Annotated in this window: 13 protein-coding genes and 1 pseudogene; 8 read left to right on the top strand and 6 right to left on the bottom strand. The window is 70.9% G+C overall.

What is annotated here, in order from left to right; genetic code table 11:
• Positions 1-16: 16 nt before the first annotated feature.
• The 7 genes and pseudogenes from ACZ6MZ_RS00750 (at position 17) to ACZ6MZ_RS00720 (ending at position 9,599) form a co-directional block, all read left to right on the top strand.
• On the top strand, positions 17-985 hold the full coding sequence (locus tag ACZ6MZ_RS00750) for an amidohydrolase family protein (protein WP_469348965.1): 969 nt from the start codon (positions 17-19) through the stop codon (positions 983-985).
• 67 nt (positions 986-1,052) lie between these two features.
• Positions 1,053-1,808 carry a response regulator transcription factor gene (locus ACZ6MZ_RS00745; protein ID WP_389940777.1) on the top strand — a complete coding sequence of 252 codons (756 nt, stop codon included), beginning with the start codon at positions 1,053-1,055 and terminating at the stop codon, positions 1,806-1,808.
• Positions 1,805-3,490, top strand: a complete 1,686-nt coding sequence (locus ACZ6MZ_RS00740; protein WP_469348963.1) for a sensor histidine kinase — start codon at positions 1,805-1,807, stop codon at positions 3,488-3,490. Before ACZ6MZ_RS00745 ends, ACZ6MZ_RS00740 begins: the two co-directional genes overlap by 4 nt.
• 25 nt (positions 3,491-3,515) lie before the next feature.
• Positions 3,516-4,871 (top strand): bifunctional glycosyltransferase family 2/GtrA family protein, encoded by a 1,356-nt coding sequence (locus tag ACZ6MZ_RS00735; protein ID WP_469348962.1) that lies wholly within the window; start codon positions 3,516-3,518, stop codon positions 4,869-4,871.
• Positions 4,868-7,066, top strand: a complete 2,199-nt coding sequence (locus tag ACZ6MZ_RS00730; RefSeq protein ID WP_469348961.1) for an ArnT family glycosyltransferase — start codon at positions 4,868-4,870, stop codon at positions 7,064-7,066. Before ACZ6MZ_RS00735 ends, ACZ6MZ_RS00730 begins: the two co-directional genes overlap by 4 nt.
• Positions 7,067-7,151: 85 nt before the next feature.
• A pseudogene (locus tag ACZ6MZ_RS00725) lies at positions 7,152-8,656 on the top strand (MFS transporter).
• A gap of 121 nt (positions 8,657-8,777) precedes the next feature.
• Positions 8,778-9,599, top strand: coding sequence for a TetR/AcrR family transcriptional regulator C-terminal domain-containing protein (locus ACZ6MZ_RS00720; protein WP_469348959.1), 822 nt, complete (start codon positions 8,778-8,780; stop codon positions 9,597-9,599).
• 36 nt (positions 9,600-9,635) lie between these two features.
• On the opposite strand, the gene ACZ6MZ_RS00715 is transcribed toward ACZ6MZ_RS00720, so the two are convergent.
• From ACZ6MZ_RS00715 to ACZ6MZ_RS00700, 4 genes are all read right to left on the bottom strand, one after another.
• Positions 9,636-10,106 (bottom strand): PPOX class F420-dependent oxidoreductase, encoded by a 471-nt coding sequence (locus ACZ6MZ_RS00715; protein ID WP_469348958.1) that lies wholly within the window; start codon positions 10,104-10,106, stop codon positions 9,636-9,638.
• 119 nt (positions 10,107-10,225) lie between these two features.
• Positions 10,226-11,053 carry a YceI family protein gene (locus ACZ6MZ_RS00710; RefSeq protein WP_389790410.1) on the bottom strand — a complete coding sequence of 276 codons (828 nt, stop codon included), beginning with the start codon at positions 11,051-11,053 and terminating at the stop codon, positions 10,226-10,228.
• Between the two features lie 153 nt (positions 11,054-11,206).
• On the bottom strand, positions 11,207-13,666 hold the full coding sequence (locus ACZ6MZ_RS00705) for an MFS transporter (protein WP_469349616.1): 2,460 nt from the start codon (positions 13,664-13,666) through the stop codon (positions 11,207-11,209).
• Between the two features lie 94 nt (positions 13,667-13,760).
• Positions 13,761-14,246 (bottom strand): MarR family winged helix-turn-helix transcriptional regulator, encoded by a 486-nt coding sequence (locus ACZ6MZ_RS00700; protein ID WP_384177994.1) that lies wholly within the window; start codon positions 14,244-14,246, stop codon positions 13,761-13,763.
• A gap of 306 nt (positions 14,247-14,552) precedes the next feature.
• Between ACZ6MZ_RS00700 and ACZ6MZ_RS00695 the strand changes: the two genes are divergently transcribed.
• Positions 14,553-14,759 (top strand): hypothetical protein, encoded by a 207-nt coding sequence (locus ACZ6MZ_RS00695; protein WP_384177991.1) that lies wholly within the window; start codon positions 14,553-14,555, stop codon positions 14,757-14,759.
• A 140-nt stretch (positions 14,760-14,899) separates the two neighbouring features.
• Here the strand turns inward: ACZ6MZ_RS00695 and ACZ6MZ_RS00690 are convergent, their stop codons facing one another.
• Together ACZ6MZ_RS00690 and ACZ6MZ_RS00685 are read right to left on the bottom strand one after the other, a co-directional pair.
• Positions 14,900-16,048 (bottom strand): serine hydrolase domain-containing protein, encoded by a 1,149-nt coding sequence (locus tag ACZ6MZ_RS00690; RefSeq protein WP_389790414.1) that lies wholly within the window; start codon positions 16,046-16,048, stop codon positions 14,900-14,902.
• A 252-nt stretch (positions 16,049-16,300) separates the two neighbouring features.
• Positions 16,301-17,167, bottom strand: a complete 867-nt coding sequence (locus tag ACZ6MZ_RS00685) for an RNA polymerase sigma factor SigF (RefSeq protein WP_030349953.1) — start codon at positions 17,165-17,167, stop codon at positions 16,301-16,303.
• Positions 17,168-17,291: the final 124 nt, after the last annotated feature.

The raw sequence follows: 17,291 nt of genomic DNA, 5'->3' as shown, positions 1-17,291 counted from the left end.
TCGGAGGGTGGGGCACATGAACGATCACGACATCGAGGCCGTACGGCGGTTCCGGGAGCGGATCGGGCTGCCCGGACTCGTCGACGTACACACGCACTTCATGCCGGAACGCGTCCTCAAGAAGGTGTGGGCCTATTTCGATGCCGCCGGGCCGCTCATAGGACGAGAGTGGCCCATCTCCTACCGGCACGAGGAGGACGAACGCGTCGCCCTGCTGCGCGCGTTCGGCGTGCGGGCGTACACCTCGATGCTCTACCCCCACAAACCGGGCATGGCCGACTGGCTGAACGGCTGGGCCGCCGGGTTCGCCGCGCGCACGCCGGACTGTCTGCGGACGGCCACGCTCTTCCCGGAAGAGGGCGTCGAGACCTACGTGCGGGAGGCCGTCGAAAGCGGCGCGCGGATCTTCAAGTCGCATCTTCAGGTGGGGGCGTACGACCCGAACGACGAGCGGCTCGACCGGGTGTGGGGCCTGCTCGCCGAGGCCGGCGTTCCGGTGGTGATGCACTGCGGATCGGGGCCCGCGCCCGGCAAGCACACCGGGCCCGAGCCGGTCGGACGGCTGCTGGCCCGGCATCCCCGGCTGCGGCTGGTCGTCGCGCATCTCGGCATGCCGGAGTACCGGGACTTCCTCGGTCTCGCGGAGCGGTACGGGGAGGTCAGGCTCGACACGACCATGGCGTTCACGGACTTCAGCGAGGGCTTCGCGCCGTTCCCGGTGGAGGCGAGGGGGCGGCTGGCGGACCTCGGGGACCGGATCCTGCTCGGGACGGACTTTCCCAACATCCCGTATCCGTACGTCCATCAGCTGGAGGCACTGGAGCGGCTCGGGCTGGGTGACGACTGGCTGCGGGCGGTCTGTTACGGGAACGGGGCCCGGCTTTTCGGCCTTGAGAAGCTCGATGAGCTCGATGAGCCCAGCGGTCCCAGTGGCTTCAGCAGCCCCGGTGGTCCCAGCCGTCCCAGCGGCGGGGTCAGCTCCTAGGGGTTTCTCAGCGGATTCACAGGAAGCGGCAAGAGCGCTCTAAGAGGCCGTCCCCAGGGTGGCCACCATGACCATCACCTCGCCCCGGGGGCGTACCGAAATGCTCAGGCCGGACGGGAGCCCCGTCCGTGTGCTCGTCGTCGACGACGAGACTTCGCTCACCGAGCTGCTGTCCATGGCCCTGCGGTACGAGGGCTGGGAGGTGCGCAGTGCCGGTGACGGCTCCGGCGCGATGCGTTCGGCGCGGGACTTCCGGCCCGACGCGGTGGTGCTGGATGTGATGCTGCCCGACATGGACGGGCTGGCGGTGCTCGGCCGGCTGCGGCGCGAACTGCCGCAGGTGCCCGTGCTCTTCCTCACCGCGAAGGACGCGGTGGAGGACCGGATCGCCGGACTGACCGCGGGCGGCGACGACTACGTCACCAAGCCGTTCAGCCTGGAGGAGGTCGTGGCGCGGCTGCGCGGGCTGATCCGGCGGTCCGGCGCCGCGGCCGCGCGCAGTGAATCGATGCTGGTCGTAGGGGATCTGACGCTCGACGAGGACAGCCATGACGTCACCCGCGCCGGGCAGTCCATCCATCTGACGGCGACCGAGTTCGAGCTGCTGCGCTATCTGATGCGCAATCCACGCCGGGTGCTGAGCAAGGCGCAGATCCTCGACCGGGTGTGGTCGTACGACTTCGGCGGCCAGGCCAATGTCGTCGAGCTGTATATCTCCTATCTGCGGCGGAAGATCGACGCGGGACGTCCGCCGATGATCCACACCCGGCGCGGGGCGGGATATCTGATCAAGCCCGGTGAGCCGGGCGACGCACCACGATGAGCGGGGCGGCGCGACGGCGCTGGTCGCTGCGGACGCGGCTCGTGGTGTCGGCGGTCGCGCTGATCGCGGTGGTCGCCGCGGTGATCGGGGCGGTCACGACGATCGCGTTCCGCTCGTATCTCTACGACCAGCTGGACACGCAGGTACAGGCCATAGCGGGACGGGCCGCGGGGCCGCCGGCCGGCCGCGACGGCGACCTCGACGGCAGAGTCAGCGGCGGGCCGCCCGGCGGCCTGCCCGGGGGCAAGGACCCGCTGAAGATCGTCACGGGCGGCGGGGCGCCCGTGGGGACCGTCGGAGCGGTGGTGGGGGACCGCGGCGACATCGGTAGGGCCCTGGTCAGCGCCTTGCCGGAGGCCGACGACTCCGAGACGCCGATCGTGGGAGAGCCGCTCGGCGAGGCGCAGACCGCCGCACTCGCGACGGTCCCGCGTGACGGCGCCCCGCACACCGTCGCCCTGCCGGGCCACGGCGACTACCGCGTCAAGTACGTCAGCGGCGGCAACGGGGACTTCCTTGTCGGCGTACCGCTCACCGAGGTGCAGAACACCCTCAACACCCTGGTGGTGGTGGAGGTCTGCGTCACCATTGCCGGGCTGATCGCCGCCGGCCTCGCGGGCGGCGCGGTCGTCGGGGTCGCGCTGCGGCCGCTCAGGCGTGTCGCCACGACCGCCACCCGGGTCTCCGAACTGCCGCTGCACAGCGGTGAGGTGGCCCCTCTCGTACGGGTACCGGCGGCGGAGGCGGACCCCCGCACCGAGGTCGGGCAGGTCGGCGCCGCGCTCAACCGCATGCTGGGGCATGTCGGTTCCGCCCTCGCCGCCCGGCAGGAGAGCGAGATGCGGGTACGGCGGTTCGTCGCCGACGCCGGCCATGAACTGCGGACGCCGCTGGCCTCGATCCGGGGGTACGCCGAGCTCACCCGGCGCGGCCCCGAGGAGACCGGTCCTGACACCCGGCACGCGCTCGGGCGGATCGAGTCCGAGGCGGAACGGATGACCGGTCTGGTGGAGGATCTGCTGTTACTGGCGAGACTCGACGCCGGGCGTCCGCTCTCGTACGAGAGCACTGATCTCTCGCCGCTTGTCGTGGACGCGGTGAGCGATGCCCGTGCGGCCGGGCAGGGTCACCACTGGCGTCTTGAACTGCCGGAGCCGGACGAACCCGCCGCCGCCGTGCTCGGTGACCCGTCCCGCCTCCACCAGGTGCTCGTCAATCTGCTCGGCAACGCCCGTACGCACACCCCGCCCGGCACGACCGTCACCGCGCGCGTCCGCGGAAGCCACGCCGAATCCCCCGGTGGCGGGCCCCCGGGCGGCAGGCCCTCCGTACTCCTGGAGGTGCAGGACGACGGTCCCGGGATTCCGCCCGGGCTGCTCCCGCATGTCTTCGAACGCTTCGCGCGCGGTGACGCGTCACGCTCGCGCGCGGCCGGATCCACCGGGCTCGGCCTCGCGATCGTCCAGGCGGTCGTCACCGCGCACGGCGGGACCGTGGGCGTACGGAGCGTGCCCGGCAGGACCGTCTTCGCCGTACGTCTCCCGGTCGCGCCCGCGCGCCCGCACCCGCCGGCGTCGGGTCGCGACTCACAGAGCCACACCTCGCAGAGCCATGGCCCACAGGGCAATGGCGCACAAGGCCGCGACTCACAGACAGGGCACAGCCTCACCACACGGCCGTGACAGCGCCCCTGGCGAGTGTCGATTCATGCGAACCGACACCCCATGGGGCGCCCTCCCGGCCCGGGAGCATCTCCCGGTCGAGGTGACCGACGCCCCCGTGCTCGATGTGACGATCCCCGTCTACAACGAGGAGCAGGACCTCGAACCGTGTGTGCGGCGCCTGCACAGTCATCTCGCCCGCACCTTCCCGTACAGCTTCCGCATCACCGTCGCCGACAACGCGAGCACCGACCGCACCCCCGAGGTGGCGGCCCGGCTGGATGCGGAGATACCCGAGGTACGGGCGTACCGCCTGGAGCAGAAGGGCCGCGGCCGGGCGCTCCGGACCGTGTGGACGCATTCGGACGCGCCTGTCCTCGCCTATATGGACGTGGACCTGTCCACCGACCTCAACGCACTGCTGCCGCTGGTCGCGCCGCTGATCTCGGGGCATTCGGATCTGGCGATCGGGTCACGGCTGGCCCGCTCGTCGCGCGTCGTGCGTGGTCCCAAGCGCGAGTTCATCTCGCGGGCGTACAACCTCATCCTCAAGTCCTCTCTCTCCGCACGCTTCAGCGATGCGCAGTGTGGTTTCAAAGCCATACGGCGTGAGGTCGCCGAGCGGCTGCTGCCGATGGTCGAAGACACCGGGTGGTTCTTCGACACCGAGATGCTGGTGCTCGCCGAACGCGCCGGACTGCGGATCCACGAGGTGCCGGTGGACTGGGTTGACGACCCCGACAGCCGGGTGCATATCGTCAGCACGGCGGTCGAGGATCTGAAGGGCGTCTGGCGGGTGGGGCGGGCACTGGCGGTGGGCGCACTGCCTCTGGACCGGCTTGCGAGGCCTTTCGGGGATGACCCGAGGGACCGCCGGATCGGTGGGGTGCCGGGCGGACTTGCCCGGCAACTGGTCGGCTTCTGTGTCGTGGGCGCCCTGTCCACGCTCTTCTATCTTCTGCTCTACTCCCTCTTCCGCGCCATGGTGGGTCCACAACTCGCCAACGCGGCCGCCCTGCTGGTGTCCGCGGTCGCCAACACCGCCGCCAACCGGAGACTCACCTTCGGGGTACGCGGCCGGGAGCGCGCCGTACGCCATCAGGCCCAGGGCCTGGTCGTGTTCGCCATCGGACTCGCCCTGACCAGCGGTTCGCTGGCCGCGCTGGACGCCGCCTCCGGCGCCCCCTCCCACTCCACGGAACTCGCCGTGCTGATCTCCGCCAACCTCGCGGCGACCGTGCTGCGCTTCCTGCTGCTGCGCGCGTGGGTCTTCCCGGACCGGCGCACGGACGACCCTGCCCCGCTCGACCCTGCCCCGCTCGACGTCGTAACTCACGGCCCCGCCCCGCTCGACCCCGCAACTCACGGCCCCGACGCTCTCGACCCGAGGAACGCTCGATGACCACGACCCTTCACCCCGACGGACCTCCGCGGGCGGTGGACGGCGATCACCGCCGCCGCGCCGCACCCTCCGCCCGTTTCTGGCGGGGCAGGGCCGAGGACGCGCGCTGGGTACGCCCGGCCTTCCTCGCCCTCCTCCTGGCCGCCGCCCTGCTCCAGCTCTGGAACCTGAGCGCCTCCGGCTACGCCAACTCCTTCTATTCCGCCGCCGTCCAGGCCGGCAGCGAGAGCTGGAAGGCCTTCTTCTTCGGCTCCTCCGACGCCGCGAACTCCATCACCGTCGACAAGCCTCCCGCCGCGCTCTGGCCGATGGCCCTGTCCGTACGGCTCTTCGGGCTCGGTTCCTGGCAGATCCTGGCGCCCGAGGCGTTGATGGGCGTCGGGACGGTGGCGGTGCTGTACGCCGCCGTACGCCGCCGCTTCAGCGCCACCGCCGGGCTGATCGCGGGCGTGGTGCTGGCTCTGACGCCCGTCGCCGCGCTGATGTTCCGCTTCAACAACCCGGACGCGCTGCTCGCGCTGCTGATGACCGTCACTGTCTACTGCGTGCTGCGCGCGCTGGAGGGCGCGCGGACGAAGTGGCTGCTCTGGGCGGGTGTCGCGGTCGGCTTCGCCTTCCTGACGAAGACGCTGCAGGCGTTCCTGATCCTGCCGCCGCTGGCCCTGGTGTACGCGGTGTGCGCGCCCACGTCCGTACGGCGCAGGCTGGGCCAGCTCGGCCTGGCCGGGCTGGCCGTGGTGGCCTCCGGCGGCTGGTGGGTCGCGATCGTGGAGCTGTGGCCCGCGTCCTCGCGGCCGTACATCGGCGGCTCCCAGAACAACTCCTTCCTGGAGCTGACCTTCGGCTACAACGGCCTCGGCCGGATCAACGGCGAGGAGACCGGCAGCGTCGGCGGAGGCGGTGGTGGCGGCCGGGGCGGCGGCCGCTGGGGCGAGAACGGTCTAGGCCGGATGTTCAACGAGAGCGTCGGCGGCCAGATCTCCTGGCTGCTGCCCGCCGCTCTGCTCCTGCTGATCGCCGGACTGCTCGTGACCCGGCGGAGCGCGCGTACGGACACGGCGCGCTCGGCGTTCCTGGTGTGGGGCGGCTCGCTGCTGATGACCCTCGGGGTCTTCAGCTTCATGGCCGGGATCTTCCACGAGTACTACACGGTGGCGCTCTCGCCGTATATCGCCGCCCTGGTCGGGATGGGTGTCACGGTGCTGTGGGAGGAGCGCGCCGGGCTGCCGGCCTCGGTGGCGCTGGGGGTGACGGCCGCGGTGACGGCGGTCTGGGCGTACGTCCTGCTCGGCCGGACCCCGGACTATCTGCCGTGGCTGCGCTGGGCGGTACTGATCGGTGGTCTGGTGGCCGCTGCCGGGCTGCTCGGCGCGGGACGGCTCGGGCGGCGGCTCGCGCTCGGGGCGGCAGGTCTCGGGGTGGCGGCCTCGCTGGCCGGGCCGCTCGCGTACACGCTGTCCACGGTCGGCACCGCGCACACGGGGTCGATCGTCACGGCGGGCCCGGCCTCGATGCGGGGCGGCCCGGGAGGCGGCGGCTTCGGTGGTGGCGGCCCCGGTGGTGGCGGCGACGGAGGAATGCGGCCGCCCGGACAGCAGGGAACAGGCCGGGGCCCGGGTCAGGGCCAGGGCCAGGGCCAGGGCCAGGGCCAGGGCCAGGGCCAGGGCCAAGGCCAGGGACAGGCTCAGGGACAGCCGCCCCGGCAGAACGGCGGGCTTCCGGGCGGCGGGCTGCCCGGCGGCGGCACCCTGCCCGAACGCCCCGGCGGTGGCGGCGGCGGAGGAGGCGGCATGGGCGGCCTCCTCAACGGCCAGAACGTCAGCTCCCAGGTCGAGGCCACCCTGAAGAAGGACGCCTCCGACTACACCTGGGTCGCCGCGGCCATCGGCTCTCAGAACGCCGCCAGCTATCAGCTCGCCACCGAGAAGCCGGTCATGGCGATCGGCGGCTTCAACGGCAGCGACCCGTCCCCGACCCTCGCGCAGTTCAAGCAGTACGTCGCCGACGGCAAGATCCACTACTTCCTCGCGAGCGGCGGCGGCGCGAGCGGCGGCGGAGGCGGCGGCGGGGGTGAAGGCGGCAACGGCGGCGGTGGCCCCGGCGGTGGCAACTCCGGCATCACCGCCTGGGTGGAGGCCACCTTCAAGCAGGTCACCGTGGACGGCGCGACCCTCTACGACCTGACTTCGACCTGACCCGGAGCAATTAAATATACGGCGTACAAGACTCCCTTGTACGGTGTACGGCAGCGAGTCCCGTACACCGTATAAGGAGTCCCCGATGACAGCCACGGCCGCCGAGAACCACACCGCCCCCGCACGTCACCCGCAGCGCTGGCTGATCCTCGGTGTCATCTGCCTCGCCCAGCTCACCGTGCTGCTCGACAACACCGTCCTCAGCGTCGCGATCCCCTCCCTCACCCGGGAACTGCACGCGTCCACCGCCGACATCCAGTGGATGATCAACGCCTACTCCCTGGTTTAGTCGGGCCTGCTGCTCACCGCGGGCAACGCCGCCGACCGCTACGGCCGCAAGAAGCTGCTGACCGCGGGCCTCGCGCTGTTCGGCATCGGCTCACTCGCCGCCGGCCTCGCTCAGTCCAGCGGTCAGTTGATCGCCGCACGCGCCGGAATGGGGATCGGCGGCGCGCTGCTGATGACCACCACCCTGGCCGTCGTCGTGCAGACGTTCGACGACTCCGAGCGCGTCAAGGCGATCGGCATCTGGTCGACCGTCAGCTCCCTCGGCTTCGCGGCCGGTCCACTGGTCGGCGGAGTCATGCTCGACCACTTCTGGTGGGGGCGATCTTCCTGATCAATATCCCGGTCGCGGTGATCGGGCTGGTCGCGGTCCTGGCGCTCGTACCGGAGTCGAAGAGCAAGGAGGGCGACCGCCCCGACCTGCTCGGCGCGGTGCTCTCCACCATCGGCATGACCGCTGTCGTGTACGCGATCATCTCCGGCCCCGACCACGGCTGGACCTCGGGTCAGGTCCTGCTCTCCGTCTCCGTCGGGCTGGCCGTCCTCGGCCTCTTCGTGGCCTGGGAGCTGCGCATCCCGTACCCGATGCTGGATATGCACTTCTTCCGCAACCAACGTTTCATCGGGGCGGTCGCGGGCGCCATCCTGGTCGCCTTCGGCATGAGCGGCTCGCTCTTCCTGCTGACCCAGCATCTTCAGTTCGTCCTCGGCTACGGCCCGTTGGACGCCGGTCTGCGTACGGCTCCGCTCGCGGTCACCGTCATCGTCCTCAACCTGACGGGTGTCGGGGCGCGGCTGCTCCCGAAGCTCGGCACCCCGGGCACCATCGCCGGCGGAATGGCTCTGGTGGCCGTCGGGCTCGCCGCCATCGCGGTGCTCGGCGCCGACGGCTACGGCGGGATGCTGCTCGGTCTGATCGTGATGGGCGCGGGAGTCGCCCTCTCCATGCCGGCCATGGCCAACGCCATCATGAGCGCGATCCCGCCGGAGAAGGCGGGCGTGGGCGCGGGCATCAACGGCACGCTCGCCGAATGCGGCAACGGCCTCGGGGTCGCCGTCCTCGGCGCCGTACTGAACTCCCGCTTCGCCGCGCTCGTCCCCGCGGCCGTCGGAGCCGCCTCGCTGCCCGCCGCGCTCGCGGCGGCCGAGGGGGAGGCGGAGCGGCTGCGGATCTCCGACGCGTTCGCCTCGGGTCTGGAGACGAGTCAGCTGGTCGGCGCGGTGGCCGTACTGGTGGGCGGAGTGCTGGCCGCGCTGCTGCTGCGCCGCGCCGAGCGGGCAGACTCTTCCGCAGGGGCGGCATAGCATCGGGACCGGGCGGACTGCCGGGCTCCGGTAGCCGGCCGCACAGTCGTCCGGTGGCCGGGAGGGGGCAGGTCACTGGAGTCCGGTCCGCCCGGCCGGAAGGAACCGAGGAGGCTCACCCATGGTGTCGGAAGCCGATCGCGCCAAGCGTCCGACCCGGACCAGCGTATGGCTAGAGGGGAAGCCGGCGGCCCGTGGCCGCAAGAGCGAACGCCCCGAACGCTCCGAACGTGCGGACCAGCGGTCCGATCAGGGGGCCGACCAGCCCGCCGGGCTCGACCGCGACCGGATCATCGCGGTCTCGGTGCGGCTGCTCGACACGGAGGGCCCGGCGAAGTTCTCCATGCGGCGGCTCGCCGGGGAGCTGGGTGTGACGGCGATGTCCCTCTACTGGTACGTCGACACCAAGGACGACCTGCTGGAACTCGCCCTGGATTCCGTCTTCGGCGAGGTCCAGGTCCCGGATCTGACGGACGAGACCGCCGACTGGCGCGACCAGATGCGCGAACTGGCCGCCAGCTACCGGTCGGTGCTGGTCCGCCACCCGTGGGTATCGCCGCTGATCGGCAAGTACCTGAACATCGGACCGAGTTCGATGGTCTTCTCGGCTGCCGTCCAGGCGGTCGTCGGACGTACGGGCCTGGCGCCGCACGGCCAGATGGGCGCGCTCGCCGCGGTCTTTCAGTTCGTGTACGGCTTCGGCACGATCGAGGGCCACTTCGTGCAGCGCTGCGCCGAGGCGGGGCTGACCCAGGACGAGTACTACCGGCAGGCCATGGGGACGATCAATGAACAGCCGCATTTCCAGAGGCTGTTCGAGGGCGCAGGCGAGCTGATGGAGGCGCGCGGCGGCGACACGGTGGAGGAGATGCGCGAACGGGACTTCACGTTCGCGCTCGAACTCCTGATCGCCGGCATCGAGACGATGCGCGCCCGAGGCTAGAACACGCCTCGCAGGCTCCCTAAGCCCTGTCCGGACCTAGTCCTTCGGGGCGAGGTGGGCCGGGAAGCCGCCGGTGGCGAGGGGGCTCCAGCGGGTCGGGGTGATGCGGATGAGGGACTTCCCCTGCCTCACCATCGCCTCGCGGTATTCGTCCCAGTCGGGGTGCTCGCCGGCGATGTTCCGGTAGTACTCCACCAGCGGCTCCACCGACTCCGGGCAGTCGATGACCTCGGCCGTGCCGTCGATCTGCACCCACGGACCGTTCCAGTCGTCCGACAGGACGATCACGCTCACCCGCTCGTCCCGCTTGGCGTTCCGCGTCTTGGCGCGCTCCGGGTAGGTGGAGACGACGATCCGGCCCGAATCGTCGACCCCGCAGGCGAGGGGCGAGCCCTGGGGGCGGTCGTCGGAGCGGGTGGTCAGCAGGATCGCCCGGTGCCGGGGGCGTACGAACTCCAGCAGCTCTTCGAGGTCAACGGCGGTATTCGTTGCGATATTCGGGGCCATGTCCGCAGCCTACGACCTCCGCGCCCGCCCGGCCGCCGGGACGACTCCACATGCGCGCCCGCCTCACGCCACCCGGCCGGAGCGACCGCCCCGCGTGAAGAGGACCTGGCGAACAGGGCCTAAGCGACCGGCAGACCCTCGCCCTGGACCGCCTGGATGTCCAGCTCCACCCGCAGCGTCGTCCCGATCGCCGAGATCCCCGCCTGCACCACCTGGTTGTAGTTCATCGCGAAGTCCTCGCGGCGCAGCTCCGTGGTCGCGCGGAAGGCCGCCCGTACGCCTCCCCACGGATCGGGCCCTGTGCCCAGATAGCTCAGCTCCAGATCGACCTCGCGTACGACCCCGTGCAGCGACAGCTGCCCGTGGACCGTCCAGCGGTCGTGACCCGCCGGTGTCAGCCCCGTACTGCGGTACGTGATCTCCGGGAAGCGCTCGACGTCCAGGAAGTCCGGCGACTTGAGGTGCTTGTCCCGCAGCGCGTTGCCGGTGTCGATGCTCGCCGCGCCGATGACCGCGTCGACCCGCGACCGCTCATGGCCCCCGGCGGCCTCGACGATCTCGATCCGTCCGCCGAACTCCTTGAACCGCCCGTGCACGCTGGAGATCCCCAGATGCTGCGCCACCGCGCTCACCGAGGAGTGCGCCGGGTCCAGGCTCCACACGCCGGGCGGTGGCAGCTCGGCCCCGCCCTGCCGGGCCAGGACCACCGTGCCCACCTCGGCGCGGCCGCTCGCCGTGACCAGCGCGGTGGAGGCGACCGGTGCGTATCCGACGGCCGTCACGATCACGGTGTACGGGCCCGGCGCCAGCGCCATGTCGGCGCGCACCGCCCCGTCCTCGTCGGCCGGCACCCGCAGCACCTGAGCGCCGGTCATATCGGTCATGGTCACGATCGCGTGCTGGACCGCCCAGCCGTCCCTCGTCCGTACCTGTCCGCGAAGTCCCATCCCGTTCTCTCTCCTTGATCTCGTCAAGAACCGGGCCCCGGCCCGGGGGCGGCAGGCCGTCCCTGCCCGCCGCCCCCGCCACCGGGGCCCATGTCCGCCCCGGACGCACGCGCCGCCCCGCTACAAAGCGCCGCGCCGTCCGGGGGGTTTTGGCTACTCGCCGGGGTGGGCGAGCTCGATGTCGTGGCCGTCGACCCCGCGGCCGGTGACCGTCAGGGCGCCCGCCACCGGCGGGTATCCGGTCGCGATGACCGTGTAGTCGCCCGCGTTCAGGTCGGCGAAGGCGTACGCCCCGTCCTCCCCGGTCGTCGCCGTGGCGACCACGTTCCCGGCCGCGTCCATCAGCGTCACGCGGGCGTCGGGCGCGGGGCGCCGGGCAGCTCCCGCCCTGACGGTGCCCTGGAGCAGGGCGCCGGACTGCAGGACCGCCTCGATACGGGTGACGCCGTGGCCGCCGATCTCCACCGGCAGGGCCAGCGGCCGGAAGCCGGCGGCGTTCACCGCGACGGTCACCGACCCGGGGATCAGCTCACCGAAGGCGAACTCACCCTGCTCGACGGACTTCCCGGTGGCCAGCACATCGCCGCGCACATCGGTCACGATCACCATCGCGCCCTCGATCGGCAGCCCGGTGTCCGCGCTGCGCACGGATCCGGTGAGGCCGCTCGTACCGGAGAGCAGGATGTCGTACCCGAGCGGCCCGTCACCGACGACCACCGTGGAGGCCTGCGGCTGGAAGCCGTCGGCAGAGGCGATCAGGACGTACGAGCCGGAGCCCGGCGCGTCCAGGACGTAGCCGCCGTCGGGCTGGGCGACCGAGCGGGCCAGCTGGCGGCCGGCCAGGGAGATCAGGGTGACGGCCGCGCCGGGCACGGCCGTGCCCTCGGAGCCGAGCACCACACCTCGTACGGCGATGCCCTGGATCGCTGTGGCCTGTGCTGCGGCTGCGAGCGGCTCCGCCCCCAGGGGCCCTGGCGCTCCGGCCTGGGCCGGTATCGCGGCAGTCATCGCGGGCGCCGGAACAGCGGTCCCGGCGGCAGTCCCGGCAGCCATCCCGACCGCCGCGGTGGCCCCCGCGGATACGGGAACGGCGGTCTCCGCCGTGTCACCGCCGGCTCGCGTCTTCAGCGCGACCTCCTTGATGAACAGCGTCAGCAGGAAGGCGAGCAGCGCGGCCGGAGCCGAGTAGAGGAAGACATCGCCGACGCCGTGGCCGTACGCCATCTCCATGACCGTCCGCAGCGGGGCGGGCAGCGTGTCCAGGTCCGGGATGGCGCCGCCGCCGGTCCCGGCGTGGCCAAGGGCCGCGCCCTGCGGGCCGAGGTCGGCCAGGCCGTCCTTCACATAGTGGGTGACCCGGTTGCCGAGCACCGCGCCCAGCGCCGAGACCCCGATCGCACCGCCCAGGGAGCGGAAGAAGGTGACGGTGGAGCTGGCGGCGCCGAGGTCCTGCGGGGAGACCTGGTTCTGCGTGCAGAGGACCAGGTTCTGCATCATCATGCCGACGCCGAGGCCCATCACCGCCATGTAGATCGCCATGTGCCAGTACGGGGTGTCGTACCGGATGGTGCCCAGCAGCCCGAGGCCCGCCGTCACCAGCACACCACCGGTGACCAGCCAGACCTTCCAGCGGCCCGTCTTGGTGATGATCATGCCCGAGACGGTGGAGGAGATGAACAGCCCGCCGATCATCGGGATGGTCATCACACCGGACATCGTCGGCGACTTGTCGCGCGCCAGCTGGAAGTACTGGCTGAAGAAGACCGTGCCCGCGAACATCGCGATACCGACGAAGAGCGAGGCCAGCGAGGCCAGGGTGATCGTACGGTTACGGAAGAGACGCAGCGGGATGATCGGTTCGCTGGCCTTCGACTCCACGAAGACGAAGATCGCGCCGAGCAGGATCGCCCCGCCGACCATCACGTACGTCTGCCACGAGACCCAGTCGTACTTGTCACCCGCGAAGGTGACCCAGAGCAGCAGCAGCGAGACGGCCGCGCTGATGAAGAAGGCACCGGACCAGTCGACCTTGACCTGGCGCTTCACGACCGGGAGCTTCAGGGTCTTCTGGAGCACGATCAGGGCGATGACGGCGAACGGGACGCCGACGTAGAAGCACCAGCGCCAGCCCAGCCACGAGGTGTCGGTGATGACACCGCCGAGCAGCGGGCCGCCGACGGTGGCGACGGCGAAGGTCGCACCGAGGTAGCCGCTGTACCTGCCCCGCTCGCGCGGGGCGATCATGGCGGCCATCACGATCTGGGCGAGAGCGGAGAGACCGCCGACGCCGATGCCCTGGAACACCCGGCAGGCGATCAGCATCTCGGCGTTCACCGAGAGGCCGGCCACGATCGAACCCGTCACATAGATGATCAGGGATATCTGGACCAGGAGCTTCTTGCTGAAGAGGTCGGAGAGCTTGCCCCACAGCGGGGTGGTCGCCGTCATCGCGAGCAGCGAAGCGGTCACCACCCAGGTGTAGGCGCTCTGGCCGCCGCCGAGGTCGGAGATGATCTCGGGCAGCGCGTTGGAGACGATCGTCGACGAGAGGATCGCGACGAACATGCCCAGAAGCAGCCCGGAGAGCGCCTCCATGATCTGACGGTGTGTCATCGGCGCGCCGGTCGCGGAAGCGGGGTCGCCCCCGTGCTTGGCGTGGCCGCCCCGCACACCCGTTGGTGTGGTCGTAGCCATTGAGTTCCTTGTCTTACGTCTCTTGCCGCATGGGTGTACGGGAGTACGAATCTTCGTAGCGCCAGTCCCGGCAGTCGCCGAAACTGCCGCGCAGCCGCTCCAGCATCGTGCTGAGCTGGCCGACCTCGTCGTCGGTCCAGTCGTCGAGCGTGCGCGCGAACATCTCGGTCGTCCGCCGGACGAGCTCGTCGAGCAGGTCCTGTCCCGTCGGCGTGAGCCGCAGGATGCGCGAGCGCTTGTCGGCGGGGTCGGGGGACCGCTCTATCCAGCCCCGTTCCGCGGTGTGTGCGACATGCCTGCTGGTCACCGACATGTCGACGGCGAGCAGCTCCGCGAGGCGGCTCATCCGCATCTCGCCGTGGCGCTCCAGCAGGGTCAGCACGGCGGCCGAGCCGGCCGGGCACTCGGCGGGCAGGATGCGCGCCAGGCCTCGTTTGACGACGCCGACGGCACTGAGCTGTCGGGCCAGTTCCGCGTACTGACTCCTTGCTGCGGCCATGGGCCCTCCCGACATCTTGTTGCTTAGGGCAACCATAGAACCATAGAAGCTGTTGGTTGCTGCAGGCAAACGAAATCGGGCCGAGCGGAGTAAAGGAACCCAAAAGGCTTCGCATGGACGGGGTCAATGCCTCGCGCGGGAGGGTGCGGGAGGGCGTGTGAGGGGCGCGGGAGGACGTAGGAGAGTCGAGGGAGGGCGCCTGGCCTGGGTGATGAGGGCGACCGGCCCCGATTTGTGGCGGTTAGGGGGAGGCGGGGGTGGGCCCGGGGTTGGGCGGGAACGCCGCGTTCGCTAGGGTCCTGCCCCATGGCACACAACCCCCATGCCCCGCAGGGCCCCGAGGGCAATCCCGACCCCGCGGGCAGCACCCAGATGTTCCGTGCGTTTGTCGACGACGGCGAGCCGCAGCGTCGGCAGGCGCCTCCGCAGAGCGGACCGAAGGTCGGACTGATCGTCGGCGTCGTCGCGGTCGTCGTGATCCTGGCCGTGGTGGCCTGGCTGGCCTTCGCCTGATCCCCTCCGCTTGACCTCTTTCGCCTCATGCCCTTCGCCTGATTCCCTTCGGAACCCCGCCCGGGAGCACGCACGATGGGCGGGGTCCGCGGGGGTGTTGGAGTGCCCGGCGCCCGGCGCTGAGGCACCCGGCGGCGGCCTCAGGCCTGGGCCGCGTACCGCCAGAAATCCCGCATCAGAGCGGGCGGGGTCGGTCCGGCCATTGCCAGCTGGCTCAGCAGGATGGCCACCGCGCCGGTGGACGCGGTGATGTGCGCTGCCGTTCCGGTGCCACCGACCCAGCCGTAGCGTCCCCGCACATTCCAGGGATCGATGGCCGCGACGTCGACCGAACCGCCGAAACCCCATCCCTGGCCCTCCGTGAACAGCCCGCTGGCTTCGCGCTGGGACCGGGTCAGGTGGTCGGTGGTCATCTGTCGCACCGACGCGGCCGACAGCAGCCGGCGTCCGCCGACAATTCCCTCGGCGAGCAGCATCCGGGCGAAGGAGTGCCAGTCGTCGACGGTCGAGACCAGGCCGCCGGCGCCGGACGGGAACGCCGGCGGGCTGCTCCACTGTCCGTCGGGAGCGTCGACCAGCTCGATACCGCCCTCGGGAAGGGGCCGGTAGTAGCTGGTGAACCGGTCGAGCTTGGCGGCCGGAACTGCGAATCCGGTGTCGACCATGCCGAGCGGCTCGAACAGCCGCTCGGCCAGGAACTCGGGCAACGGACGCCCTGAGACCCTCGCGATCAGCACGCCGAGGATGTCGGAGCAGGTGTTGTACAGCCAGACGTCGCCCGGCTGGTGCAGCAGCGGAATACGGGACAGCGTCGCCATCCACTCGTCCGGCGCCGCGACATGCTGCGGCTGCGGTGGCCCTTGGCGCAGCTCGCTGAACAACAGTTGGATCACCGGCAGCGAGAAGTCGGACGGGAAGCCATACCCGGCGCGGAAGCTGAGCAGATCGACCACGGTGATCGCCCGGGCAGCCGGGACCACGTCGTCGACCGGTCCGGCCGGCGTGCGGAGGACGGTCGGTGACGCCAGCTCCGGGAGCCATCGGTCGACCGGGTCGTCCAGCGCGATCAGGCCGTCCTCGACCAGCATCATCACCGCCGCGGCAGTGACGGGTTTGGTGATCGAAGCGATGCGGAAGATCGAATCCCTGGCCATCGGGGAGGAGCCGTCGATGTCGACAGAGCCGACGGCCTCCACCTCGATCCGGTCGCCGCGGGCCACCAGGCCCACCGCTCCCGGCACCGGTCCGTTGCTGACGTGCTGATCCAGGATGTCGCGCAGGTTCGTCATCGGTCTGCCTTCTCGACGCGTGTGCTGTCGGAAGGAAGACCGGGCGAGCGGCGCGAAATCATCGGGCCGGCGCCGCCGGATCCGCCCCGATCCGCCACGGCTCACGCAGGCGCGGCCGACCGGGCCGAGACTGACCACCAAGGCGCATGGAAGTGAGCGGAGTTGGGCAGGCGGGGCCCCGCCTGCCAAGCACGAGCCGGCTACAGCTTGCCAGCCACGGCACTAGTCCGAGGCCCAGCGCCCCTCCAGGGACTAGTCCGAGATCAGCCCTTCCCGCAGCTGCGCGAGCGTACGGGTCAGCAGCCGCGAGACATGCATCTGCGAGATGCCGACCTCCTCGCCGATCTGCGACTGGGTCATGTTCGCGAAGAACCGGAGCATGATGATCTGCCGCTCGCGGGGCGGGAGTTTGGCGAGGAGCGGCTTGAGCGACTCGCGGTACTCGACGCCCTCCAGCGCCATGTCCTCGTAGCCCAGCCGGTCCGCGAGCGAGCCCTCCCCGCCGTCGTCCTCCGGCGAGGGCGAGTCGAGCGAGGAGGCGGTGTACGCGTTGCCGACGGCCAGACCGTCGACCACGTCCTCCTCCGACACGCCCAGTACGGCGGCGAGTTCGGGGACGGTCGGCGAGCGGTCGAGCTTCTGCGCCAGCTCGTCGCTGGCCTTGGTCAGCGCGAGGCGCAGCTCCTGGAGCCGGCGCGGCACGCGCACCGACCACGAGGTGTCCCGGAAGAAGCGCTTGATCTCGCCGACGACGGTCGGCATCGCGAACGTCGGGAATTCCACGCCCCGTTCGCAGTCGAACCGGTCGATCGCCTTGATCAGGCCGATCGTGCCGACCTGGACGATGTCCTCCATCGGCTCGTTGCGGCTGCGGAACCGGGCCGCGGCATAGCGCACCAGCGGCAGATTCAGCTCGATGAGGGTGTCACGTACATAGGTGCGCTCGGGGCTGTCCTGGTCGAGCACGGCTAGCCGCAGGAACAGGGAGCGGGACAGAGTGCGGGTGTCGATGGCTTCCGGCTGGGACACGCGTGGCTGAACCACGTGGTCGAGAGCATCGGGCGCGGGAGCGCTCTTCGTGAGCGTGAGCACCTTCGAGCTGCCCTGTTCTACGGACATGCCACCCCCTTAAGGTCGCGGACGGTCGCGTCGGCCGCTCCCGTCGGAGGAACGCAGCCTCCACCTGAATACCGGAGGTGGGGCTGCGGCAAACGCGGTTCCAGCAGAATGTCACATGTCGGCA

This window comes from Streptomyces sp. NPDC042201, assembly GCF_055582185.1.
This window is presented reverse-complemented; position numbering and strand designations above follow the sequence as displayed.